A 22,320-nucleotide genomic window follows, 5' to 3' on the forward strand; every position below is an offset into this window, starting at 1 on the left:
GCGTCCGTGAGCTCGTGTCGCCGCACCATACGGGCGTCCTGCCCGGCAAACCACGAGATCCACCCAGCCCACCAAGAGCCATCAGAAATGGCCTAGGCCTCCAGTTTCTGACCGCGCAGCAGGAACCACGCTGCCGCCGCCGTGGCGAGCAGCACCACCGCTCCCGCGCCCGATGCGAGCGTCAGGCCGTCGACGAAGGACTCGCGGGCCGCGTTCAGCATCGTCTCGGAGGCGTGCGCGGGCAGGTCCTTCGCCGCCTCCACCGCCCCGCCCAGCGAGTCGTGGGCCTCGGCCGGTGTGCCCGCGGGCCCGGTGAAGCCCGCGTACACGCCGGTCACGACGGAGCCGAGCAGCGCGATGCCGAGGGCGGCGCCGAGTTCGTACGCCGTCTCGGAGACCGCGGAGGCGGCGCCCGCCTGCTCCTTGGGCACGCTGGAGAGAATCACGTCGGCGGTGACGGTGAACGAGAAACCCGCGCCGACGCCGACGACCAGCAGCGCCGCGCCGAGCAGCGGATACCCGGTCGACTGGCTCAGCAGGGTGAGCGTGCCGAGCGCCAGACCCACCGCGGCGAGACCGCCGGAGACGACGACGCGCACCGAGAGGCGTCGCGCGACCGTGCCCGCGACCAGACCCGCCGCCACCGCGCCCACGGCGGCGGGGATTTCGGCGAGCCCCGCCTCGAAGGGCCCCCTGCCCTGCACGAGTTGCAGGTACTGCGAGAGGAAGAAGACGAGCCCGGACAGGCCGAGGACGGTGAACAGGTCGGCGAGTACGGCTCCGGAGAAGCCCCGGTTGCGGAACAGCCGGACGTCCAACAGCGGTGCGGGCAGCGTCAGTTGCCGCCGTACGAACGAGTAGAGGGCGGCGGCACCGAGCAGGCCCGCGGCCGCCGGCTGCGCGGAGAGCCCGTGCGCGGCGGCCTCCTTCACCGCGTAGACGACGCCGATCACGCCGACGAGTGAGAGGACGACGCTGGGCAGGTCCCACGGCCCGGGGTTCGGGTTCTTGGACTCGGGCAGCAGCCTGCTGCCGACGACGACGAGGACGACCATCACCGGAAGGTTGATGAGGAAGACGGAACCCCACCAGAAGTGTTCGAGCAGGAAGCCTCCGGCGACCGGACCGACCGCCGTACCGGCGGAGGCCGTCGCGCCCCAGATGCCGATGGCGAGGCTGCGCTCGCGCGGGTCGTGGAAGAGGTTGCGGATCAGGGCGAGCGTGGCGGGCATCAGGGTCGCGCCCGCGACACCGAGCAGCGCCCGCGCCAGGATCATCAACTCCGGTGTCGTGGCGTAGGCGTTGAGCACGGATATGAGCCCGAACGCGGTGGCGCCGACGAGCAGCAGCTTCTTGCGGCCGATGCGGTCGCCGAGGCTGCCCATGGAGACGAGCAGACCGGCGATGACGAAGGAGTAGACGTCACCGATCCACAGGAGCTGGGTGCCGGAGGGCTTCAAGTCCTCGCTGATGTACGGCGTCGCCAGGCCGAGGACGGTCGCGTCGACGGCCACCAGGAGCACGGCGAGGATCAGCACCGCGAGCGCGGCCCAGCGGCCGGGGCGCTTCTCCGTCTCCGCCGTGACGGCCGGACGCAGGGTGCTGGTCATGATTCCTCTCTCCGTAGTGCGCCGCCGAGCAACAGCTCGACGATCATGTAGTGGAAGTCCTTGGCGGCGACCCGGCCCTCGGTCACGGCCCATGCCCCTGAGGCCATGAGCCCGTAGAGCGCTTCGGTGAGCCAGGCCGGGGTGAGGTCGATGCGGAACTCGCCGCTGTCCTGGCCGCGCCGGAACAGCGCGGCCATCCGTGCGTCGAGCCGGGCCCAGCCCTCGTTTTGTTCCTCGCCCTCGAAGAGCTGGTTCTCGGTGTAGAGGAAGGCGAGCAGCCCGGCCGCCTTCTCCAGCTCCTTCACCAGGCGGCGCACGGCCTCCTGAGCGGCGCCCTCCTCGAGGCGGGCGGCGTCCAGCGCCGCCTCGCACTCCTCGATGCCGAGCGCCTCCAGCGCCCGTACGAGCGCGTCGCGCCCCGCGAACTGGCGGTGCAGCGTGGCCCGGCTGATCCCGGCCGCCTTGGCGACCTCGTCCATGGTGGCGGTGGATTTCCGGGTGAGCAGGGCGGCTGCGCTGCGCAGCACGTGATCACGGTCGACGGCCATGAGACAAGCTTAGACCATGTGAGACATCCTTGTCTCACGAGAGGCGCACGTGTCTCACGAACCGGGGTGTTCAGGCGTGCTCAGTGCCAGGGCAGCTGTCCGCGCCGCTCCCAGTAGGCGCCCGGCTGCTCGGCGAGAGCGCCCAGCCGAGCTAGCTGGTCGTCGTCGAGGTCGACGACCGCCGCGTGCAGATTGGAGGTGAGCTGGTTGGCGGTCGCCGCCCCGGACAGCGCTACGCCGGCCCAGGGCTGCCGCAGGACCAGCGCGAGGGCCACCGCGTCAGGGCCCAGGGAGGTCTCGGCGGCGACCGCCTTCAGCGCGTCCGGCGCGTGCGGCTCGGCGAGCCGGCCGTTGGCCATGGCCTCCTTGACGATCACCGTGAGTCCGGCGTCGTGGGCCTCGGCGAGCGCGGGCGCGGCCGAGGTCTCCAGCGCGTTGTACGTCGCCTGCACGGTACGGAAGAGCGGTTCGCCGTCGATCGTCACGGCGAGCGCGGCGCGGATCGCGTCGGCCTGGCCGGGCCCGCTGGTGGAGAAGCCGATCGAGAGACCGCCGGCGGCGGCTTCGGCGAGTTTGGCGTGGAGTTCCTTGTCGGTCAGGGCCGGGCTGTCCGGGGTCACGGAGTGGATCTGGTAAAGGTCGAGCCGGTCGCCGAGCAGCTGGGCCGTCTCGGCGCGCTGCCGCTCGTACGTGGCGAGGCTGTGGTCCTTGACCTCGTGCGCCTCGGCGTCGATGCGCCAGCCCGCCGTGTAGGTATAGCCCCACTTGCTGCCGATCACGATGTCGTCGATGTCGGGCCGGTTGTTCAGCCAGTCGGCGAGGAACTCCTCGGAGCGGCCGTAGGAGCGGGCCACGTCGAAGTAGCGCACGCCCTGGGCGTAGGCGGCGTCGAGGAGTTCGTGGGTGCGCTCGCGCAGGGCGTCGACACTGCGTACGGCGGGGAGGTCGGCCTCGCGGCCGAGGTTGATGTAGCCGGGACGGCCGACGGCGGCCAGGCCGAGGCCGATGTGGCAGGTGGGAGTCGTTGCTGAGGCGAGGCGGGCGAAGGGCATCGCGCGGGCTCCGTTCGGTCGGCACCTTGCGGCTCCTGACCAACGTAGCGGCGATGCCCCGGCTCCATGCGACCCCGTTCACTCCCGCGCGCCGCGCTTCAGGTGCGCGAACCCTCGCGAGCGTCACGCCGCCCTCGAAGCGCGCGGGCCTGGCGCCGCGCTCCACGCGCGCGTGAACCCTCGCGGCCCTCACGCGCGCGTGCCCCGTTACTTCTTGGCGTGCGCCCACCGGTGCTGGGCCGCCACGTCGGTCTTGACCTCGGCGAGCTGGACGGCGACCGCGCTGGGCGCCGTACCGCCGCGGCCGTCGCGGGAGGCGAGGGCGCCGGGCACGTTGAGGACGGAGCGCACCTCGGGGGTCAGGTGGGCGGAGATCTTCGCGAACTGCTCGTCGGTGAGGCCGTCCAGCTCCTTGCCCTCCGCCTCGGCGACCTTCACACACTCGCCCGCGACCTCGTGCGCGACACGGAACGGCACGCCCTGCTTGACCAGCCACTCGGCGATGTCGGTGGCGAGCGAGAAGCCGGCCGGGGCCAGCTCCTCCATGCGCTCGCGGTGGACAGTGAGTGTCGCCATCATGCCGGTGAAGGCGGGGAGCAGCACCTCGAGCTGGTCGCAGGAGTCGAAGACCGGCTCCTTGTCCTCCTGGAGGTCGCGGTTGTACGCGAGTGGGAGGGCCTTGAGGGTGGCGAGAAGGCCCGTCAGGTTGCCGATCAGGCGGCCCGACTTGCCGCGCGCCAGCTCGGCGATGTCCGGGTTCTTCTTCTGCGGCATGATCGACGAACCGGTCGAGAACGCGTCGTGGAGGGTGACGAAGGAGAACTCCTTCGTGTTCCAGATGATGACCTCCTCGGCGATCCGCGAGAGGTTCACCCCGATCATCGCGGTGATGAAGGCGAACTCGGCGACGAAGTCGCGGGAGGCCGTGCCGTCGATGGAGTTCGCGACGGAGCCGTGCTCGAAGCCGAGGTCCTTCGCCACCGCCTCGGGGTCGAGGCCGAGGGAGGAACCCGCCAGCGCGCCCGAGCCGTACGGCGACACGGCCGTCCGCTCGTCCCACTGGCGCAGCCGCTCGGCGTCCCGGGACAGGGACTGCACATGGGCCAGGACATGGTGGGCGAAGAGCACCGGCTGGGCGTGCTGAAGGTGCGTACGGCCGGGCATCGCGACATCCGGGTGGGCCTCCGCGAGGCCGATCAGCGAGTCCTGGAGGTCGGCGATCAGACCGCCGACGATCCGGGCGTGGTCGCGCAGGTACATCCGGAAGAGGGTCGCGACCTGGTCGTTCCTCGACCGTCCCGCGCGCAGCTTGCCGCCCAGGTCGGGACCGAGGCGCTCCAGGAGGCCGCGCTCCAGAGCGGTGTGGACGTCCTCGTCGGCGATCGTGCCGACGAAGGAGCCGTCGGCGACGTCGGCTTCGAGCTGGTCCAGGCCCGCGATCATCCGCGTCAGCTCGTCCTCGGTGAGCAGGCCGGCCTTGTGCAGCACGCGCGCGTGAGCACGCGAACCGGCGATGTCGTACGGCGCCAGGCGCCAGTCGAAGTGGACCGACGCGGACAGCTTGGCCAGGGCCTCGGCGGGACCGTCGGCGAAACGGCCGCCCCAGAGCCGTACGTCACCGCTGTTGCTGCTCACTTGCGTTGCTCCTAGAGAGAGACGGATGTGCCGCCGCCTCCCTGCCGACCGACGGTCAGGGAGGCGGCATTCACGCTACTGCTTACGCGAGGTCCCGCTTGGCGGCGATCTTCGACGACAGGCTGTAGATGTCGATGAAGCCCTTGGCCGCGGCCTGGTCGAAGCTGTCGCCCGTGTCGTACGTGGCGAGGTTGAAGTCGTAGAGCGAGGTCTCGGAGCGCCGGCCGGTGACGACCGCGCGGCCGCCGTGCAGGGTCATCCGGATGTCGCCGTTGACGTGCTGGCTGGCCTCGTCGATGAAGCCGTCCAGGGCGCGCTTGAGCGGGGAGAACCACTGGCCGTCGTAGACGAGTTCGCCCCAGCGCTGCTCGACCTGCCGCTTGTAGCGGGCGAGTTCGCGCTCGACGGTGACGTTCTCCAGCTCCTGGTGGGCGGTGATCAGCGCGATCGCGCCCGGAGCCTCGTACACCTCACGGGACTTGATGCCCACGAGGCGGTCCTCGACCATGTCGATCCGGCCGATGCCCTGGGCGCCGGCGCGCTCGTTGAGCTGCTGGATGGCCTGGAGGACGGTGACGGGCTTGCCGTCGATGGCGACCGGGACGCCCTGCTTGAAGGTGATGATCACCTCGTCGGCCTCGCGGGCCTCGGCCGGGTTCGAGGTGTACTCGTAGATGTCCTCGATCGGCGCGTTCCAGATGTCCTCGAGGAAGCCCGTCTCGACGGCGCGTCCGAAGACGTTCTGGTCGATGGAGTACGGGGACTTCTTGCTGGTGGCGATCGGGAGCTGCTTCTCCTCGCAGAAGGCGATCGCCTTGTCCCGGGTCATCGCGTAGTCACGGACCGGGGCGATGCACTTGAGGTCGGGGGCGAGGGCGACGATGCCGGCCTCGAACCGCACCTGGTCGTTGCCCTTGCCGGTGCAGCCGTGGGCGACCGTGGTGGCGCCGTGCTTCTGGGCGGCGGCGACGAGGTGTTTGACGATCGTCGGCCGGGAGAGCGCGGAGACCAGCGGGTAGCGGTCCATGTAGAGGGCGTTGGCCTTGATCGCCGGGAGGCAGTACTCGTCGGCGAACTCGTCCTTGGCGTCCGCGACCTCGGCCTCGACGGCGCCGCACGCGAGGGCGCGCTTGCGGATGACGTCCAGGTCCTCGCCACCCTGGCCCACGTCGACCGCGACGGCGATGACCTCGGCGCCCGTCTCCTCGGCGATCCAGCCGATGGCGACGGAGGTGTCCAGACCGCCTGAGTAGGCGAGTACGACGCGCTCGGTCACGGGTTTCTCCTCACAGTGCATTCGCTGATATGCATGAGTATGCAGAAGTCCGCATGATTCGTCAATCTCGGAGATGGTGGGACGCAATCCTCGGCGGACAAGCGGGTCGCCACCATCAACCGCATCGCGACGGCCATCGGCCGCACCGCGGCCAAGCCGCAGGGCCTGGTCTCCTCGCCGCCTGCACCCTCGACAAGCGTGGCCGCCCCGAGCGCCGGCCGGGGCGGCCACGGAACCCACAATTCCTTAGACAGGCGAATGACTTGGCTATAGTCGTTGGACATGGGAAAGACCTATGAGCGCATAGACGGCCGCCTGCGTACGTTCATCGAGGCGCAGCCCCTCTTCTTCACCGCGACCGCGCCCCTGTCCGGGGACGGCACGGTCAACCTCTCCCCCAAGGGACTCACCGGTTCGTTCGCCGTGCTCGACGAGCTGACCGTGGCCTATCTGGACTTCGCGGGAAGCAACGCCGAGACGATCGCGCACCTGCGCGAGAACGGCCGGATCACCCTCATGTGGTGCGCCTTCCAGGGCCCGCCGAACATCGTCCGGGTGCACGGCCGCGGCGAGCCGGTCTTCCGCGACGACCCGCGCTTCAAGGAACTGCTCATCCACTTCCCCCGCCTCGACCCGACCCCGCACGGCCTGCGCGCGATCATCGTCGTCACCGCCGAGCTCATCCGCGACACCTGCGGCTACGCCGTGCCGTTCATGTCGTACGACGAGGACCGCGACCTGCACGCCAAGCGCTTCGCGCGCGAGGACGACGCCTCGCTGAGCGAGTACTTCACCAAGAAGGAGCACGTGGCGACAAGCCTGAACGGCCTGCCAGGACTGCCGCTTCCGCTGCCACCCAGCACGATCTGAACCGTCCGCATCATGGCGTGGCGGGGATCCGCACCGTGAACGTCGTCGCGCCCGGGCGGCTGTCCAGCGTGACGGTGCCGCTGTGTGCCTCCACCACGGCTGCCACGATCGACAGGCCGAGTCCCGCTCCCCCGCCCGCGCCCTCGGTGCGGCGGCGGTCGGCTCGGGTGAAGCGTTCGAAGACGCCGGGCTGGACGTCCCGGGGGACTCCCGGGCCGTCGTCGTGGACGGTGAGCACGGCTTTGCCGTCGTCCGCGCGCAGCGACACCGTCACCTTGGTGCCAACGGGCGTGTGCAAACGCGCGTTGGCCAACAAGTTGGCCAACACCTGTTGGAGCCGGTGCGCGTCGCCCGTCACCGTGACCGGCTCCTCCGCCAGCTCCAGGGTCCAGCGGTGGTCGGGCCCGGCGGCCCGCGCGTCGGTGACCGAGTCGAGGACAAGATGGGTGAGGTCGACGGGGAGCCGTTCCAGCGGGCGGCCCGCGTCGAGGCGGGCCAGCAGCAGCAGGTCGTCGACCATCTCGCCCATGCGTGCCGACTCGGCGGTGATGCGTTCGAGGGCCCGGGTCACCTGGGGCGGCACCGGCCCCGGATGCAGCAGCGCCAGTTCGGCGTGACCGCGGACCGAGGCAACCGGAGTGCGCAGCTCATGGCTGGCGTCGGCGGCGAAGCTGCGCAGCCGTTCCTCACTCGCGTGCCGCTTGGTCAGCGCGTCCTCGATGTGGCCGAGCATGCGGTTGAAGGCTGCCGCGACACGGCCCACCTCGCTGCGCGGGTGGGACTCGGGCGCGCGCGGTGGGAGGGCGACCTCGCCGCTGGCGAGCGGGAGTTCACTGACGCGGGTGGCGGTCGCGGCCACCCGGTTCAGCGGGCGCAGCGACCAGCGCACCCACAGTGCCCCGGCGACTCCGGCGACCGCGAGGGTCACGCCGAAGACGCAGGCGGCGACCAGTTCCAGGCGGTGCACGGCGGCCTCGACCGGCTCCATCGGCAGCCCCGTGATCAGGACGTCGCCGTCCAGGCCCTTCGCCGCCATCACGCGGTAGTCACCCAGGGACGAGATGCACAGGGTGTGGCCGTGGCCGTCGATCGGGACGTCCGCCAGAGCATTCTTCTCGGTGGCCGTCAGGGGCACGTTCTTGTCGGCCGTGGCCGTGCCTGAGGGGACGAAGGCCGCGTCGGTGACGGCGCCGCCCACCAGTCGCGCGCCGAAGGTGCCGGCGCTCTGCTTCCGTGTGTCGCCGTGTTGTTCGTCCCCGTCGTGGTCCGACGGCTTCAGGGGACCGTGCTCCAGGCTCGCGGGATAGCGTGCGCCCACGTCCTGCAGTTGCTGGTCGAGGCGGCCGGTGAGGAAGCCGTTCAGCTCGTACACGGCCGCCACGCCGACGGCGGCGCAGCTCACGGCGAGCAGCACCACGAGACCGGCGATCAGCCGCGCCCGCATCGTGCGCGGGAGCGGCAGCCGCCGCACGCCCGCCCCCGCCCGGGCCCACCACCGCCTCGCCCAGGACGGCCACCGCGCCCTCATCGCCCCGCCACCGGCTTGATCACATACCCGGCGCCCCGCACCGTGTGGATCATGGGCTCGCGGCCCGCGTCCACCTTCTTGCGCAGATACGAGATGTAGAGCTCCACGACATGGGCCTGGCCGCCGAAGTCGTACGACCACACGCGGTCGAGGATCTGCGCCTTGCTGAGCACCCGGCGCGGGTTGCGCATCAGGAAACGCAGGAGTTCGAACTCGGTCGGCGACAGCTCGATCAGCTCGCCGCCCCGGGTCACCTCGCGCGCCTCCTCGTCCATCGCCAGATCCCCGACGACGAGTCGTGGGCCCTCGTCGAGCTGCCGGGCCATGCCCGCGCGGCGCAGCAGTCCGCGCAGCCGGGCGACGACCTCCTCCAGGCTGAACGGCTTGGTGACGTAGTCGTCGCCGCCCGCGGTGATACCGGCGATACGGTCCTCGACGGCGTCGCGCGCGGTGAGGAAGAGGACGCAGACATCCGGTTTCACGGTGTGCAGGTCGCGCAGCACGGCGAAGCCGTCGGTGTCCGGGAGCATCACGTCCAGGACGACGGCGTCGGGCAGCAGCTCGCGCGCCTCGGCGACGGCCGAGGCACCGTCACCGGCTGTGCGGATCTCCCAGCCCTCGTAGCGCAGGGCCCCGGAGAGAACCTCCGCCAGGTCGGGATCGTCGTCGACGACGAGGACGCGTACGGGCGTGCCGTCGGGCCGGGTGAGCGCGGGCCGGCCGTTGCCTCGGGACAGGGGAATGTTCATGTCGTCCACCAGCATCGCTCCTCACCGGGGCCGCAAGCCCACGCGCGGGCTCTGAGTTTCCTCTGAGTCACCGCTGCTCAGCGCTCCCGGTTTCCTCTGAGTCATCCTTCCTCAGCGCTCTCAGTTTCCTGTGAGTCGCCGCTGAACGCCCCAGTTCAGAGCCTCCTCAGAGGTTCCGGACGCACAGTTTCCTCCCGGACAGCCGGAAGGACGGACAGATGACCACGGTGTACGAGCGGGCTGCGGTCCCGCGCCCGACACGAGGACGCAGGCGGCCTCGGCCCTCGCCCGCCGGGCCGCTGCTGGCCCTGCTCTGGGCGGGAGCCGCCGCGGTCGTCGCCCTGTGGTGGTCCGACACGCGGTCGGTGGTGGGGCTGGCCGGATGGCTGACGGACGCCGGGCGGATCGCCGGGCTGCTGTGCGGCTACAGCTGCGCGGTGCTGGTGGCGCTGATGGCCCGGGTGCCGCTCCTGGAGCGGCGCATAGGTTCCGACCGGGTGGCCCGCTGGCACGCCATGGCGGGCCGGTACACGGTCTGTCTGCTGGTGGCGCATGTCACGCTGATTCTCTTCGGTTATGCCGCCCAGGACGGTTCCGGCATCGTGCACGAGACGCTGAGCGTGGTGTTCGACTATCCGGACATGCTCAAGGCCACGATCGGCACGCTCATCCTGTTCGCCGTCGGGATCACCTCGGCGCGCGCGGCCCGCCGCCGGATCAGTCACGAGTTCTGGTACTACGTGCACCTGCTCACGTACGTAGCGGTCTTCCTGGCGTTCTTCCACCAGCTCGCGCTGGGTTCCGACTTCGTCGGCAGCACCGCCGCGCAGGCCGCCTGGTACGTGCTCTACCTGGGCACGGCGGCGCTGATCGTCTGGTTCCGGCTGCTCGCCCCGGTGCGGCTCAACCTGCGTCACAAGCTGCGCGTGGAGACCGTGTACCGGGAGGCGCCGGGCGTCTTCTCCATCGTCGTACGCGGGGAGCGGCTGGACGAACTGGGCGCCCAGGCGGGGCAGTTCTTCCGCTGGCGGTTCCTGGCGGAGGGGATGCGGTGGACGTCCACGCCGTACTCGCTGTCGGCGCCGCCCCGGCCCGACCTGATGCGGATCACCGTGAAGGCGCTCGGTGACCACAGCGCCGCCGTGGGACTGCTGCGGCCCGGCACCCGGGTGTGGGCGGAGGGCCCCTACGGTTCGCTGACCGCCGACCGGAGCACCGCCGGCAAGTCGCTGCTGATCGCGGGGGGCGTCGGCATCACGCCGCTGCGCGCGCTGTTCGAGACCCTGCCCGGCCGGGTCACGCTCCTCTACAGGGCGCGCACGGCCGAGGACCTGGCGCTCGGCGGCGAGCTGGAGGCGATCGCGAAGTGGCGCGGGGCGCGCATCCTGTACGCGGTCAACGGCGCCGACGGAACCCGACCGCGGTTCACCGCCGAGGCCCTGCGGGAGGCCGTTCCGGACATCACCGGGCACGACGTCTATCTGTGCGGGCCGCCCGCGATGGCGCAGGACCTGTACGGGGCACTGCGCGCGGCGGGTGTCCGCGACCGCCGTATCCACCACGAGTCGTTCGAGCTGTGAGGCCGCCTTGCACGCCCTGAAGAAGAACCGCCCGCTGCGCCGGGTGACACTGGCGGCCGCGACCACCGTCACCGGGGTCGTCCTGCTGCTGTCGCTGAAACCGCACACGCCGCCGACCCTGGCGCAGGCGTCCTCGCCATCGGGCCAGTCCCAGTCCCAGTCCCCGGGAAGCTCGCCGAGCAGCTCCCCCAGTAGTTCTTCCGGAAGCACCAAGAGCACCGGCACCAAGACGGTCACCGGTGACACGGTGCAGACCCGCTGGGGCCCCGTCCAGGTGCGTGTCACGGTGAAGAACGGCAAGATCACCGATGTGACCGCGGTCGCCTACCCGTCGGACAATCCGAAGGACCAGGAGATCAACAGCTACGCGATCCCCCAGCTCAGGCGTGAGGCGCTGGCCGCGCAGAGCGCGCAGATCGACTCCGTCTCCGGTGCCACGTACACCAGCGACGGATACAAGCAGTCCCTCCAGTCGGCACTCGACTCGGCGGGCGTCTGAACGCACGGCCGTAGTGGACCGTATCTCTGGGCCAGGGGGCCACTCCCCTCGCCCCGTCCCCACGGACGAACACGGAGGAACCGTGTCCACGATCGCCGGTGGCCGCGCCGCGCGGCGCCAGACCATGCGCCGCATCCGCCCACGACGCTCGCCCGCCGTCCCCCTGCTGCTCGCCGTCTGGGCGGGCGCGGCCGGGGTCATCTGGCTGTGGTGGAACAACACCCCGTCCATCGCGGACGACAACAGCAAGATCCTCAACGCGGGCCGGATCACCGGGCTGCTCGCCGGCTATCTGATGGCGCTCGTGGTGCTGCAGATGGCCCGGGTGCCCGCGCTGGAGCGCCGGGTGGGCTCGGACCGGGTCGCCCGCTGGCACGCCATGAGCGGCCGGTACACGATCTGCCTGGTTCTGGCCCATCTCTTCCTGACCATGTGGGGCTACGCCCTGCAGTCCGGCAAGGGGCTCGGCGGGATCGTCCAGCAGACCATCGACTCGGTCAACCAGCTGCCCGACATGGGCAAGGCCGCGATCGGCACGGGTCTGCTGGTGCTCATCGGGTTCATCTCGGTCGGCGGTGTCCGCCGGCTGATCCCGTACGACACCTGGTACCACGTCCATCTGCTGACGTACGCCGCCGTGTTCCTGACGTTCTGGCACCAGCTGTCCACCGGCAACGACTTCGCCGTCGAACCCACCGCGAAGACCGTCTGGTACGGGCTGTACGGGTCGGTGACCGCGCTGGTGATCTGGTACCGGATCCTCGCGCCGATCCGGCTCAACCTGAAGCACCAGATGCGGGTCGAGGCGGTCATCGAGGAGACGCCCGGGATCGTGTCGGTGCTGATCAGCGGGCGGAAGCTGCATCGGATGGGCGCGGAGGCCGGGCAGTTCTTCCGCTGGCGCTTCCTGGCGCCGGGCATGCGGCTCAGCTCCCACCCGTACTCCTTGTCGGCGGCACCGCGACCCAACATGCTGCGGATCACGGTGAAGGCGATCGGCGACCACAGTGCCGCGCTGCGCGATCTGGGGCCGGGCACCCGGGTCTGGGCCGAGGGCCCGTACGGGGCACTCACGGCGGCCAAGCGCAGCCGCGGCAAGGTGCTGCTGGTGGCGGGCGGCGTCGGTATCACGCCGATGCGGGCGCTGTTCGAGACGCTGCCCGGCGCGTCCGGCGATCTGACGCTGCTTTACCGGGCCAACAGCACTCAGGACCTGGCCCTGTGGGACGAGCTCGCCTCCATCTCCCAGGAGCGTGGGGCCCGGCTGATGTACGCGGTGAACAGCCCCGACGGGGAGCGCCCGGACATCTCGGCGGAGACCTTGCGCCGGAAACTGCCGGACATCGACCGCCACGACGTCTTCATGTGCGGGCCGCCCGGCTTCGCGCAGCAGGTGTACGAAGCACTGCGCGGCGCGGGGGTCCCCGCCCGCCGCATCCATCACGAGTCGTTCGAGATGTGAGCGACGGGAGTCAGGAGCGATGAAGAAGAGCCACCCCATTCGGCGCGTCGTGCTCGCCACCGCCGCCACCGTGTCCGGGATCGTCCTGCTGCTGTCGCTGAAACCGGCGTCCGACCCGGCCGCCGCCTCGGCGCAGGGCGGGGCGGCGCCCCAGCAGACGGCGGCCGGGCAGGAGTCGCCGCAGGGCGGCGGCTCGCAGCAGACGGGCGCGCAGACCGTCACGGGAGAGGTGGTCAAGACCCAGTACGGCAACGTCCAGGTGCGCCTCACCCTGAGCGGCGGCAAGATCACCAGGGCCGAAACCGTCCAGGCGCCGAGCGGCGGAACCAGCGACCAGAAGACCGCGCTCGCCGTGCCCAAGCTCAACCAGGAAGCGGTCGCGGCCGGGAGCGCCGACATCGACGCCGTCTCCGGCGCCACATACACCAGCGGCGGCTACAAGCAGTCCCTCCAGTCGGCCCTGGACAAGGCCGGTGGCTGAGCCCGCGGAGGAGGTGGCGTCCGCGCTGCGCCACGCCGAGGAGGTCATGGGCACGGTCTTCTCCTTCGACGTACGAGGAGGAGAACCGGCGGCCGTGCGGACGGCGTTGGAGGAGGCGATCGCCCAACTCCACAGAGTGGACGAGGTGTTCAGCACCTATCGCGACGACAGCCAGGTCTCGCGGCTCGCACGCGGTGAGCTGAGCGTCGAGGAGTGCGATCCGGAGGTCGCCGAAGTGCTCGGTCTCGGCGCGGAGGCGGAGCGGCTCAGCCAGGGCTGGTTCAGCACGACGTACGAGGGACGGCTCGACCCGACGGGCATCGTCAAGGGCTGGGCGGCCGAGCGTGCGGCGCTGCGCCTGGCCGCCGCCGGGGCGAGCGGAGTGAGCGTGAACGGCGGCGGCGATGTCCAGCTGTGCGGGGTGCCCGGGCCGCACCGGCCCTGGCGAGTGGGCGTGTCGGACCCGCTCCGCCCGGGCTCCCTCGCCGCCGTGGTCTCCGCCGCCGGCGTCGACGAGCTGGCCGTGGCCACCTCCGGCACCGCCGAGCGCGGCGCCCATATCGTCGACCCGCGCACCGGCAAGTCCGCCGTCACCGACCTGCTCGCCGTGACCGTGGTGGGCCCCCGCCTGACCTGGGTCGACGCCTGGGCCACGGCGGCCTTCGCGATGGGCTCCCGCCAGGCGCTCGCCTGGCTGGAGTCACTCCCCGACATCGAGGCCCTCTTGATCACGGCGGGCGACGAGGTGAGGTGTACGGGGGGCCTCGCTCAACGTCTCGGATGAGTGAGGCGCCCCGTCAGGGGCGCGGGACTGTGACATCGTGCGGCTGAGCCGCGTGGGCGCGAGCAACCACGGACGGCCCGCGGTGACGAGACCGCCGTCACCTCAATGGTGGTTCTGAGCCAACCGCAACAAGTGATCGGCCAGAGCCTGGCCCCCGGCGGGCTCCCGGCTGATCAACAGCAACGTGTCGTCCCCGGCGATCGTGCCAAGGATGTCCTGCAGCTCCGCCTGGTCAATGGCCGAGGCGAGAAACTGCGCCGCCCCCGGAGGGGTACGCAGGACCACGAGGTTCGCGGAAGCCTCCGCGGAGATCAGCAGCTCCGCCGAGAGCCGCCGCATCCGCTCCTCCTTCGCCGACTCACCCAGCGGAGCGCGCGGCGTGCGGAAGCCGCCCTCGCTCGGTACCGCGTAGATGAGGTCGCCGTCGTTGTTGCGGATCTTCACCGCGTTCAGCTCGTCCAGGTCCCGGGAGAGCGTCGCCTGCGTGACGCTCAGCCCGTCGTCGGCGAGGAGCTTCGCCAACTGGCTCTGGGAGCGCACCGGTTGCCGGTTGAGGATGTCCACGATCCGGCGGTGGCGTGCGGTGCGGGTCTGCGGCACGGCAGGCCCGACGGGCTCGTGGTCGTGCGCCTGACTCATCGTCGTCGTCCCATTTCTCGGGATCATCCGTCCCCGTTGGCTGCGTCGAGGACGCCGGGAAGGGCCCGGAGAAACGCCTCCACCTCGTCGTCGCCGAGATTCAGCGGCGGCATCAGCCGTACGACATCGGGGGCGGGCGCGTTCACCAGGAGACCGGCGTCCTGAGCCGCCTGCTGCGCCTGGGGCGCGAGCGGCTCGGTGAGCACGATACCCAGGAGCAGTCCCGCACCCCGGACATGGTCGATCAACGGGTGCCCGAGTGACTCGATTCCGTCCCGCAGCCGCTCGCTCGCGCTCTTCACGTTCTCGAGCAGGCCCTCGGCCTCGATCGTGTCGAGCACGGCGAGTCCGGCGGCGCACACGACCGGGTTTCCGCCGAAGGTCGTGCCGTGCTGGCCGGGCTTCAGCAGCCCGGCGGCCCGGCCGAAGGCGACGGTGGCGCCGAGCGGCAGTCCGCCGCCGAGGCCCTTGGCGAGCGTGACGATGTCGGGCAGGACGCCCTCGTGGGCCTGATACGCGAACCAGGGCCCGGTGCGGCCGATTCCGGTCTGCACCTCGTCGAGGACGAGGAGGGCGCCGGTGGCGGCGGTGATCGCGCGGGCCGCCTTGAGATAGCCGACGGGCGGTACGACCACGCCGTTCTCGCCCTGGATGGGCTCGATGATCACCAGTGCGGTGTCCTCGGTGACCGCTTCGGCGAGGGCCTGCGCGTCGCCGTACGGGACATGTGTGACGTCACCGGGCAGCGGCAGGAACGGTTCCTGTTTGCCGGGCTGGCCGGTGAGCGCGAGGGCGCCCATGGTGCGGCCGTGGAAGCCGCCCGTGGTGGCGACCATGTGCCTGCGGCCGGTCAGCCGGCCGATCTTGAAGGCGCCCTCGTTGGCCTCGGCGCCCGAGTTGCAGAAGTACACCCGGCCCTCGCGCCCGAAGAGCTGCAGCAGCCGTTCCGCGAGCGCGACGGGCGGCTCGGCGACGAAGAGGTTGGAGACATGGCCGAGGGAGCCGATCTGCCGGCTCACGGCCTCGACGATCGCGGGATGGGCGTGCCCGAGCGCGTTGACCGCGATGCCTCCGACGAAGTCGAGGTACTCCTTGCCGTCGGCGTCCCACAGCTTGGTGCCGGCGCCGCGGACAAGCGGCAGCCGGGGGGTGCCGTAGTTGTCCATCAGCGAGCCCTGCCACCGCTGGGTGAGCTCTGCGTTCGTCGCGGTGCCGGTCATCCGGCATCCCCCTCTTCGTCGTCCGGCACGACCATCGTGCCGATCCCCTCGTCGGTGAAGATCTCCAGCAGGATCGAGTGCTGGACCCGGCCGTCGATGACGCGGGCCGTGGTGACGCCGTTGCGGACGGCGTGCAGACAGCCCTCCATCTTCGGCACCATGCCGCTGGCCAGCTCGGGCAGCAGTTTCTCCAGCTGGGAGGCGGTGAGGCGGCTGATCACCTCGTCGCTGTCGGGCCAGTCCTCGTAGAGGCCCTCGACGTCCGTGAGGACCATGAGGGTTTCGGCGCCAAGTGCCGCAGCGAGTGCCGCAGCCGCCGTATCAGCATTGACGTTGTAGACATGTCCGTCGTCCTGGGAGCGGGCGATCGAGGAGACGACCGGGATACGGCCGTCGGCGAGCAGCGCCTCGATGGCGCCCGTGTCGATGGCGGTGATCTCGCCGACCCGGCCGATATCGACGAGCTCGCCGTCGATCTCGGGCTGGTGCTTGGTGGCCGTGATGGTGTGCGCGTCCTCGCCGGTCATGCCGACGGCGAGCGGTCCGTGCTGGTTGAGCAGCCCGACCAGCTCGCGCTGGACCTGTCCGGCCAGCACCATGCGTACGACGTCCATGGCGTCCTCGGTGGTGACGCGCAGGCCCGCCTTGAACTCGCTGACGATGCCGTGCTTGTCGAGGGCGGCGCTGATCTGCGGGCCGCCGCCGTGCACGACGACGGGCTTGAGGCCGGCGTGGTGCAAGAACACGATGTCCTGCGCGAACGCCGCCTTCAGCTCCTCGTCGATCATGGCGTTGCCGCCGAACTTGACGACGACCGTCTTGCCGTTGTGCCGGGTCAGCCAGGGCAGCGCCTCGATGAGGATCTGCGCCTTGGGCAGAGCGGTGTGTTTCCTGGTCACATTGCTCATGAGGAGTACGCGCTGTTCTCGTGGACGTAGTCGGCGGTGAGGTCGTTGGTCCAGATCGTGGCGCTCTCGCCGCCGGCGGCGAGGTCGGCGACGATGTGGACCTCGCGGTAGCGCATGTCGACGAGGTCGCGGTCCTCGCCGACGCCGCCGTTCTTGCAGACCCAGACGCCGTTGATGGCGACGTTGAGCTGGTCCGGCTCGAAAGCGGCCTGCGTCGTGCCGATCGCGGACAACACCCGCCCCCAGTTGGGGTCTTCGCCGTGGATCGCGCACTTGAGGAGGTTGTTGCGGGCGATGGAACGGCCCACCTCGACGGCGTCGTCCTCGGTCGCGGCGCCCACGACCTCGACCTTGATGTCCTTGCTCGCGCCCTCGGCGTCCCGGATGAGCTGCTGACCGAGGTCGTCGCAGACCGCGCGGACGGCCTCGGCGAACTCCGCGTATGCGGGGGTGATGTCGCAGGCGCCGGAGGCGAGCAGCAGCACGGTGTCGTTGGTGGACATGCAGCCGTCGGAGTCGACGCGGTCGAAGGTGGTGCGGGTGGCCGCGCGCAGCGCCTTGTCGAGGGTCTCGCTGTCCACGTCCGCGTCGGTGGTGAGCACGACCAGCATGGTGGCCAGGCCCGGGGCGAGCATGCCCGCGCCCTTGGCCATGCCGCCGACGGTCCAGCCGTTGCCCGTGTGGACGGACGTCTTGTGCACGGTGTCGGTGGTCTTGATGGCGACGGCAGCCTTCTCACCGCCGTGCGGGCTGAGCCCGGCGACGGCCGTGTCGACGCCCGGCAGCAGCTTGTCCATGGGCAGCAGCACGCCGATGAGACCGGTCGAGCAGACGGCGACGGTGCCCGCGCCCGTTTCACCGAACCCGGCGGCGCTGAGCGACGCGGCGACCTTCTCCGCGGTGGCGTGGGTGTCCTGGAAGCCCTTGGGTCCCGTACAGGCGTTGGCGCCACCGGAGTTGAGGACGACGGCGGTCAACTGGCCGCTTCTGAGGACCTGTTCCGACCAGAGCACCGGCGCGGCCTTCACGCGGTTGGAGGTGAAGACGCCCGCGGCGGCGAGGCGGGGCCCGGTGTTGACCACGAGGGCCAGGTCCGGATTGCCGTTCTCCTTGATCCCGGCCGCGATGCCCGCGGCCTGGAATCCCTGTGCTGCCGTGACACTCACTGCATCTCCTCGTTCGCTTCTCCGCCCGTGCAGCGCAGAGGTGCGGCTTTCGTCGTTTTGTGCGGCCCGGTGGCTGCACCTGCTCCCGCAGCTACCGATGGGCGGTGTCCCCAGCTCACGGTGCGACTCCGATCGTGGAAAGCCCGGTGGTCTCATCGAGCCCGAGGGCGATGTTCATGCTCTGGACGGCACCGCCCGCGGTGCCCTTGGTCAGGTTGTCGATGGCGCTGATCGCGATGATGCGGTGCGCGGCGGCGTCGTACGCGACCTGGATCTGAACGGCGTTGGAACCGTAGACGGACGCCGTGGCGGGCCACTGTCCCTCCGCCAGCAGGTGCACGAACGGCTCGTCCGCGAAGGCCTTCTCGTACGCGGCCCGTACGGACTCCGCGGTGACACCGGACTTCGCCTTGGCGCTGCACGTGGCGAGGATGCCGCGGGGCATCGGCGCGAGCGTGGGCGTGAAGGACACGGTGACCGGCTCACCGGCGGCCGCGCCGAGGTTCTGGATCATCTCGGGGGTGTGCCGGTGGACGCCGCCGACGCCGTACGGGGACATCGACCCCATGACCTCGCTGCCGAGGAGGTGCGCCTTGGGCGCCTTGCCCGCACCGGACGTCCCGGAGGCGGCGACGATCACGGCGTCGGGCTCGGCGAGAGCGGCGGCGTATGCCGGGAAGAGCGCCAGCGAGGCGGCGGTCGGGTAGCAACCGGGCACCGCGATGCGCTTGGATCCCTCCAGCGCGGCGCGGGCACCCGGCAGTTCGGGGAGGCCGTAGGGCCAGGTCCCGGCGTGCGCGGAGCCGTAGAACCTCTCCCAGTCGGCCGGGTCCTTCAGCCGGAAGTCGGCGCCCATGTCGACCACGAGGACATCCGGGCCGAGCTGCTCGGCGACGGCCGCGGACTGCCCGTGGGGCAGCGCGAGGAAGACGACGTCGTGCCCGGCGAGGACCTCGGGGGTCGTCTCCTGGAGAACGCGGTCCGCGAGCGGCAGCAGATGCGGCTGCAGCGCGCCGAGCCGCTGGCCCGCGTTGGAGTTGCCGGTCAGGGCGCCGATCTCGATCTCGGGGTGCCCCAGGAGCAGACGCAGCAGTTCCCCGCCCGCGTACCCACTCGCTCCCGCCACTGCCGCACGTACCGCCATGGAACCCTCCTCTTGGATGGCATGACTATACGTTTCGCTGCACGTTTATGCAATCCATGAAGAGGGCGCAGCTCCGGTGCAGCGGTCAACTCGCACACGACACGATCGGACACGAGGGAAAAGCACGAACAGGACAGGTGAAATCCGATCAATGGTTGGCATCCGGCTCGCCGGATCCGGCAAGCCTGGAACCATCCCCGGCATGCGTCTCCCCCAGGCCTGGCAGTTGGCCGTCCTCCCCTGCGTCGCCGCGGCGACGCTCGCCGCCTGCTCGGGCCCCGCGAGCCCCCCGTCCGACGCCGAGGGGCCCGCCCGTACCGGCAGCACGGCGTCCTCGGGCGCGGCGGACTCCCGGCTGTCCGTCGTGACCTTCGCCGGAACGTCGCCGCTGAGTGCCGAGGCGCTGCGCCGGACGACGGACCGGCTGCGGGAGCGCGCCAAGGCACTGGGACTCAGGGGCGTGCGGGTCGAAACGCGGGACGGCTCCGTCAGCGTCACCGGTCCCACCTCCGGCGAGGCACGCATGAGGGAGCTGGGCGCGGCCGGCCGGCTCGGCTTCCGCCCCGTACTCGCGGAGGAAGCCGTCGGTCCGTCGCAGCCGTCCGCCAGTCCCGACCCCGCGCGAGGGCGTGCCGTCACCGAGGACCTGCGCCCCCGCGCCGCCGGCTCGTCGAGCGCCAGTGCCGCTCCGGACCCGGACCCCCAGGACGCGCCCAGTGCCGCGCTTCAGCAGCAGTTCGTGGCACTGGACTGCTCCGGGAATCGGGCACATTCGGCGTGGGACCGGGACAACCGTCCGCAGGACCCCGTCGTCGCCTGCAGCGCGGACAGCGCTCCCGCCGACCAGCGCACCAAGTACCTGCTGGGTCCGACGGCCGTGGACGGGTCTCACGTCGCTTCGGCCAAGGCGCTGCGGGACAAGCGGTACGGGAACTGGATCGTGCGGCTGGGCTTCGACTCCGTCGGCACCAGGAAATTCTCCGACCTCACCGGAGATCTCGCGGTGAACGCCTCGCCACAGAACCAGTTCGCCATGGTCCTGGACGGCGCCGTGCTCTCCGCGCCGTATGTCAATCAGCGGCTCAGCGGTGGCACCGCCGACGTCTCCGGCGGCTTCAACCGGCAGTCGGCCGAGCAGCTCGCCGTCACCCTCAACTCCGGGACGCTCCCCGTCCCCTTGAACGTCACCAGCGTGACCCGCCTTCCGCACACGTAGGGGCGATGGCGAACCGTCGCCGCCCGAGTCCGGAGACAGGACTCCCCGCTCACTCAAGGTCATGTTGCGCGCACGCGCGGCCGGCCCCATCAAGCGATCCCTTGGAGGACCCACGATGCAATCGTCCGCGCAATGGAGCGCTTACGAGATCTTCTCCGTGCTGTCGGGAATCGTGCTGATCGGAGCGGCCTTCATTCCCGGCCTGACGGTCAAGGACCGCGCGTCCGCCGTCATGGGCGGGGGCTTCTTCGTGGGCTACGGCTGGTACGTCGCCCATCAGACCTCGGGCACGTTCGAGTTCCCCGTCATGATCTTCGTGATTCCGGCAGCCGCCGTGATCTACCTGCTCGTCAAGGTGTTCGGCCACACGCACGGCACCTAGCCCGGCACCACCGACTCCGACGGAGGCCGTTCCTCGGGCATCGACGGCTGAAAAACCCTTGCCGGCGACGTCGAGCCGCGAGCCGGCCCGGCGGGACGGCCGCTCGCGACGCCGACCGGTGCCCGGTGGGCCGCCCGGCCTCGGGTCAGGAGCGCTTGGCCGCTCGCTCCGCGTTCTTCTCCTTGATGCGGGTCGCTTCCTTGCGGACCTCGGCCTGGGTGGCGCGCTCCCGCCGCAGCCACTCCGGGTCCTCCGCCTTGAGCGCCTCGATCTCCTCGGTGGTGAGCGCCTCGGTGACCCCGCCCCGGGCGAGCCCCGCGATGGAGACGCCGAGCTTGGCCGCGACCACGGGCCGGGGGTGGGGGCCGTTGCGGCGCAGTTCCGTCAGCCACTCGGGCGGGTCGGCCTGCAGCGCAGTCAGCTCGGCACGCGAGACGACACCGTCCTGGAACTCGGTGGGTGTGGACTCGAGGTACACACCCAGCTTCTTCGCCGCGGTGGCGGGCTTCATCGTCTGGGTGGTCTGGTGCGACGTCATGGTGTCAAGGGTATCGAGCGTGTGAGCCATCGCCGACCAACCCGTGTGCGGCCCCCCGCGCCCCTGACCTGTGCGGTGCCCGCGCCCCGACCGGTAACCTGACGTGGTGACCGGCTCCGAAGCGTCCCCCTCGTTCAGGCTCGCGTACGTCCCGGGGGTGACTCCCTCGAAGTGGGTGCGGATCTGGAACGAGCGGCTGCCCGACGTACCCCTGACCCTCGTCCCGGTGTCCGTCGCCGACGTGTACGACGTACTGCGAAGGGGCGACGCCGACGCGGGCTTCGTACGGCTGCCCGTCGACCGCGCCGACCTCAGCGCCATCCCCCTCTACACCGAGACGACCGTGGTCGTGGTCCCCAAGGACCACATCGTGTCGGCGGTCGAGGAGGTCTCCGCGGAGGACCTCGCCGACGACATCGTGCTGCACCCCCTCGACGACACCCTCAACTGGGAGCGCCTGCCGGGGAAGCCCGCACTGGAGCGCCCCGCCACGACGGCGGACGCCGTGGAACTCGTCGCGGCGGGCATCGGAGTCCTCGTCGTACCGCAGTCCCTCGCCCGTCTGCACCACCGCAAGGACCTCACCTACCGCCCGATCACGGACGCCCCGGAGTCGCGCGTCGCGCTGTCCTGGCCCGAGGACGCGACCACCGACCTGGTGGAGGACTTCATCGGGATCGTCCGCGGCCGGACGGTCAACAGCACCCGGGGGCGCTTCCAGGCCCCGGCCGCCGCGCAGCCGAAGCCCAAGCCCCGGCGCTCCGACACGGGCGGCGGCGCACGCGGGAAGCCCGCGGCCGGCAAGGGCGCCCGCGGCGGCTCCGGAAGCTCCAAGGGCGGCGCCAAGCGCGGTAAGCCTCGGCGCCGCTCCTGACCCGGTGCGTCAGTCGGCGAGCGTGGGGGGGGGGGGGGCGGGGAACCCGCCCCCGCCCCCAGTTATAAAACCGAAGCAATTTTGTTTTTAAAACAGAAATTAGAGAAGGTTTTAGATAAAATTTTTATTTATATAAATAAAAAAAAAAAAAAAAAAAAA

At 70.7% G+C, this 22,320-nt stretch carries 21 protein-coding genes and 1 pseudogene; 9 read left to right on the forward strand and 13 right to left on the reverse strand.

Going from position 1 to position 22,320, the window contains the following annotated elements; all coding sequences use genetic code 11:
• Positions 1-92: 92 nt before the first annotated feature.
• From AB0D27_RS40090 to AB0D27_RS40110, 5 genes are all read right to left on the reverse strand, one after another.
• Entirely contained in the window at positions 93-1,610 is a 1,518-nt protein-coding gene (locus AB0D27_RS40090; protein ID WP_362519094.1) for an MFS transporter, read from the reverse strand.
• Positions 1,607-2,158: a helix-turn-helix domain-containing protein gene (locus tag AB0D27_RS40095; RefSeq protein WP_362519097.1), complete on the reverse strand. Its 552-nt coding sequence runs from the start codon at positions 2,156-2,158 to the stop codon at positions 1,607-1,609. The genes AB0D27_RS40090 and AB0D27_RS40095 overlap by 4 nt, the downstream gene beginning before the upstream one ends.
• Positions 2,159-2,238: 80 nt before the next feature.
• Positions 2,239-3,210, reverse strand: coding sequence for an aldo/keto reductase (locus AB0D27_RS40100; protein WP_362519100.1), 972 nt, complete (start codon positions 3,208-3,210; stop codon positions 2,239-2,241).
• A 207-nt stretch (positions 3,211-3,417) separates the two neighbouring features.
• Positions 3,418-4,845 (reverse strand): argininosuccinate lyase, encoded by a 1,428-nt coding sequence (gene argH, locus AB0D27_RS40105; RefSeq protein WP_362519103.1) that lies wholly within the window; start codon positions 4,843-4,845, stop codon positions 3,418-3,420.
• Between the two features lie 82 nt (positions 4,846-4,927).
• Positions 4,928-6,121, reverse strand: a complete 1,194-nt coding sequence (locus AB0D27_RS40110; protein WP_362519105.1) for an argininosuccinate synthase — start codon at positions 6,119-6,121, stop codon at positions 4,928-4,930.
• A gap of 282 nt (positions 6,122-6,403) precedes the next feature.
• On the opposite strand from AB0D27_RS40110, the gene AB0D27_RS40115 reads away from it, so the two are divergent.
• The gene (locus AB0D27_RS40115; RefSeq protein WP_362519108.1) at positions 6,404-6,991 is read left to right on the forward strand and encodes a pyridoxamine 5'-phosphate oxidase family protein; all 588 of its coding nucleotides are present in this window, start codon (positions 6,404-6,406) and stop codon (positions 6,989-6,991) included.
• A 10-nt stretch (positions 6,992-7,001) separates the two neighbouring features.
• On the opposite strand, the gene AB0D27_RS40120 is transcribed toward AB0D27_RS40115, so the two are convergent.
• Positions 7,002-8,435, reverse strand: coding sequence for a HAMP domain-containing sensor histidine kinase (locus tag AB0D27_RS40120; protein WP_362519140.1), 1,434 nt, complete (start codon positions 8,433-8,435; stop codon positions 7,002-7,004).
• An 80-nt stretch (positions 8,436-8,515) separates the two neighbouring features.
• Complete coding sequence (locus AB0D27_RS40125) at positions 8,516-9,268, reverse strand: response regulator transcription factor (protein ID WP_362519143.1); 753 nt, start codon at positions 9,266-9,268, stop codon at positions 8,516-8,518.
• A gap of 218 nt (positions 9,269-9,486) precedes the next feature.
• On the opposite strand from AB0D27_RS40125, the gene AB0D27_RS40130 reads away from it, so the two are divergent.
• The 5 genes and pseudogenes from AB0D27_RS40130 (at position 9,487) to AB0D27_RS40150 (ending at position 14,074) form a co-directional block, all read left to right on the forward strand.
• Entirely contained in the window at positions 9,487-10,848 is a 1,362-nt protein-coding gene (locus AB0D27_RS40130; protein ID WP_362519111.1) for a ferredoxin reductase family protein, read from the forward strand.
• A gap of 7 nt (positions 10,849-10,855) precedes the next feature.
• A complete protein-coding gene (locus AB0D27_RS40135; protein ID WP_362519114.1) occupies positions 10,856-11,347 on the forward strand; it encodes an FMN-binding protein in 492 nt (163 codons plus the stop codon).
• A 124-nt stretch (positions 11,348-11,471) separates the two neighbouring features.
• Entirely contained in the window at positions 11,472-12,809 is a 1,338-nt protein-coding gene (locus AB0D27_RS40140) for a ferredoxin reductase family protein (protein ID WP_362519146.1), read from the forward strand.
• A 19-nt stretch (positions 12,810-12,828) separates the two neighbouring features.
• Positions 12,829-13,281 (forward strand): annotated as a pseudogene (locus AB0D27_RS40145) (FMN-binding protein); the annotation flags it as partial.
• Between the two features lie 55 nt (positions 13,282-13,336).
• A complete protein-coding gene (locus AB0D27_RS40150) occupies positions 13,337-14,074 on the forward strand; it encodes an FAD:protein FMN transferase (protein WP_362519149.1) in 738 nt (245 codons plus the stop codon).
• A gap of 102 nt (positions 14,075-14,176) precedes the next feature.
• Here the strand turns inward: AB0D27_RS40150 and AB0D27_RS40155 are convergent, their stop codons facing one another.
• The 5 genes from AB0D27_RS40155 to argC all read right to left on the reverse strand — a co-directional run bounded on the left by AB0D27_RS40155 (position 14,177) and on the right by argC (position 19,151).
• Complete coding sequence (locus AB0D27_RS40155; protein ID WP_362519117.1) at positions 14,177-14,713, reverse strand: arginine repressor; 537 nt, start codon at positions 14,711-14,713, stop codon at positions 14,177-14,179.
• A 23-nt stretch (positions 14,714-14,736) separates the two neighbouring features.
• A complete protein-coding gene (locus AB0D27_RS40160; RefSeq protein ID WP_362519120.1) occupies positions 14,737-15,933 on the reverse strand; it encodes an acetylornithine transaminase in 1,197 nt (398 codons plus the stop codon).
• Complete coding sequence (gene argB, locus AB0D27_RS40165) at positions 15,930-16,832, reverse strand: acetylglutamate kinase (protein ID WP_362519123.1); 903 nt, start codon at positions 16,830-16,832, stop codon at positions 15,930-15,932. Before argB ends, AB0D27_RS40160 begins: the two co-directional genes overlap by 4 nt.
• A gap of 5 nt (positions 16,833-16,837) precedes the next feature.
• Entirely contained in the window at positions 16,838-18,007 is a 1,170-nt protein-coding gene (gene argJ, locus AB0D27_RS40170) for a bifunctional glutamate N-acetyltransferase/amino-acid acetyltransferase ArgJ (protein ID WP_362519126.1), read from the reverse strand.
• Positions 18,008-18,122: 115 nt separating this feature from the next.
• Positions 18,123-19,151 carry an N-acetyl-gamma-glutamyl-phosphate reductase gene (gene argC / locus AB0D27_RS40175; RefSeq protein ID WP_362519128.1) on the reverse strand — a complete coding sequence of 343 codons (1,029 nt, stop codon included), beginning with the start codon at positions 19,149-19,151 and terminating at the stop codon, positions 18,123-18,125.
• 202 nt (positions 19,152-19,353) lie between these two features.
• Here argC and AB0D27_RS40180 point away from each other — a divergent pair, with 202 nt between their 5' ends.
• Positions 19,354-20,367: a hypothetical protein gene (locus tag AB0D27_RS40180; RefSeq protein ID WP_362519131.1), complete on the forward strand. Its 1,014-nt coding sequence runs from the start codon at positions 19,354-19,356 to the stop codon at positions 20,365-20,367.
• A gap of 115 nt (positions 20,368-20,482) precedes the next feature.
• Complete coding sequence (locus AB0D27_RS40185; RefSeq protein WP_362519133.1) at positions 20,483-20,749, forward strand: hypothetical protein; 267 nt, start codon at positions 20,483-20,485, stop codon at positions 20,747-20,749.
• Positions 20,750-20,894: 145 nt separating this feature from the next.
• On the opposite strand, the gene AB0D27_RS40190 is transcribed toward AB0D27_RS40185, so the two are convergent.
• The gene (locus AB0D27_RS40190; RefSeq protein ID WP_362519135.1) at positions 20,895-21,287 is read right to left on the reverse strand and encodes a DUF5997 family protein; all 393 of its coding nucleotides are present in this window, start codon (positions 21,285-21,287) and stop codon (positions 20,895-20,897) included.
• Between the two features lie 106 nt (positions 21,288-21,393).
• On the opposite strand from AB0D27_RS40190, the gene AB0D27_RS40195 reads away from it, so the two are divergent.
• Positions 21,394-22,161 carry a LysR family substrate-binding domain-containing protein gene (locus AB0D27_RS40195; protein WP_362519138.1) on the forward strand — a complete coding sequence of 256 codons (768 nt, stop codon included), beginning with the start codon at positions 21,394-21,396 and terminating at the stop codon, positions 22,159-22,161.
• The last annotated feature ends 159 nt before the right edge of the window (positions 22,162-22,320 follow it).

Origin of the sequence: Streptomyces sp. NPDC048415, assembly GCF_040651675.1 — a bacterium.
Classification (GTDB): domain Bacteria; phylum Actinomycetota; class Actinomycetes; order Streptomycetales; family Streptomycetaceae; genus Streptomyces.

Bases quoted from the DNA above. Each gene is read 5' to 3' on its own strand.
- AB0D27_RS40090 (WP_362519094.1), bottom strand. From the start codon at position 1,610: ATGACCAGCACCCTGCGTCCGGCCGTCACGGCGGAGACGGAGAAGCGC.
- AB0D27_RS40095 (WP_362519097.1), bottom strand. From the start codon at position 2,158: ATGGCCGTCGACCGTGATCACGTGCTGCGCAGCGCAGCCGCCCTGCTC.
- AB0D27_RS40100 (WP_362519100.1), bottom strand. From the start codon at position 3,210: ATGCCCTTCGCCCGCCTCGCCTCAGCAACGACTCCCACCTGCCACATC.
- AB0D27_RS40115 (WP_362519108.1), top strand. From the start codon at position 6,404: ATGGGAAAGACCTATGAGCGCATAGACGGCCGCCTGCGTACGTTCATC.
- AB0D27_RS40120 (WP_362519140.1), bottom strand. From the start codon at position 8,435: ATGCGGGCGCGGCTGATCGCCGGTCTCGTGGTGCTGCTCGCCGTGAGC.
- AB0D27_RS40125 (WP_362519143.1), bottom strand. From the start codon at position 9,268: ATGAACATTCCCCTGTCCCGAGGCAACGGCCGGCCCGCGCTCACCCGG.
- AB0D27_RS40130 (WP_362519111.1), top strand. From the start codon at position 9,487: ATGACCACGGTGTACGAGCGGGCTGCGGTCCCGCGCCCGACACGAGGA.
- AB0D27_RS40140 (WP_362519146.1), top strand. From the start codon at position 11,472: ATGCGCCGCATCCGCCCACGACGCTCGCCCGCCGTCCCCCTGCTGCTC.
- AB0D27_RS40150 (WP_362519149.1), top strand. From the start codon at position 13,337: ATGGGCACGGTCTTCTCCTTCGACGTACGAGGAGGAGAACCGGCGGCC.
- AB0D27_RS40155 (WP_362519117.1), bottom strand. From the start codon at position 14,713: ATGAGTCAGGCGCACGACCACGAGCCCGTCGGGCCTGCCGTGCCGCAG.
- AB0D27_RS40160 (WP_362519120.1), bottom strand. From the start codon at position 15,933: ATGACCGGCACCGCGACGAACGCAGAGCTCACCCAGCGGTGGCAGGGC.
- argC (WP_362519128.1), bottom strand. From the start codon at position 19,151: ATGGCGGTACGTGCGGCAGTGGCGGGAGCGAGTGGGTACGCGGGCGGG.
- AB0D27_RS40180 (WP_362519131.1), top strand. From the start codon at position 19,354: ATGCGTCTCCCCCAGGCCTGGCAGTTGGCCGTCCTCCCCTGCGTCGCC.
- AB0D27_RS40185 (WP_362519133.1), top strand. From the start codon at position 20,483: ATGCAATCGTCCGCGCAATGGAGCGCTTACGAGATCTTCTCCGTGCTG.
- AB0D27_RS40190 (WP_362519135.1), bottom strand. From the start codon at position 21,287: ATGACGTCGCACCAGACCACCCAGACGATGAAGCCCGCCACCGCGGCG.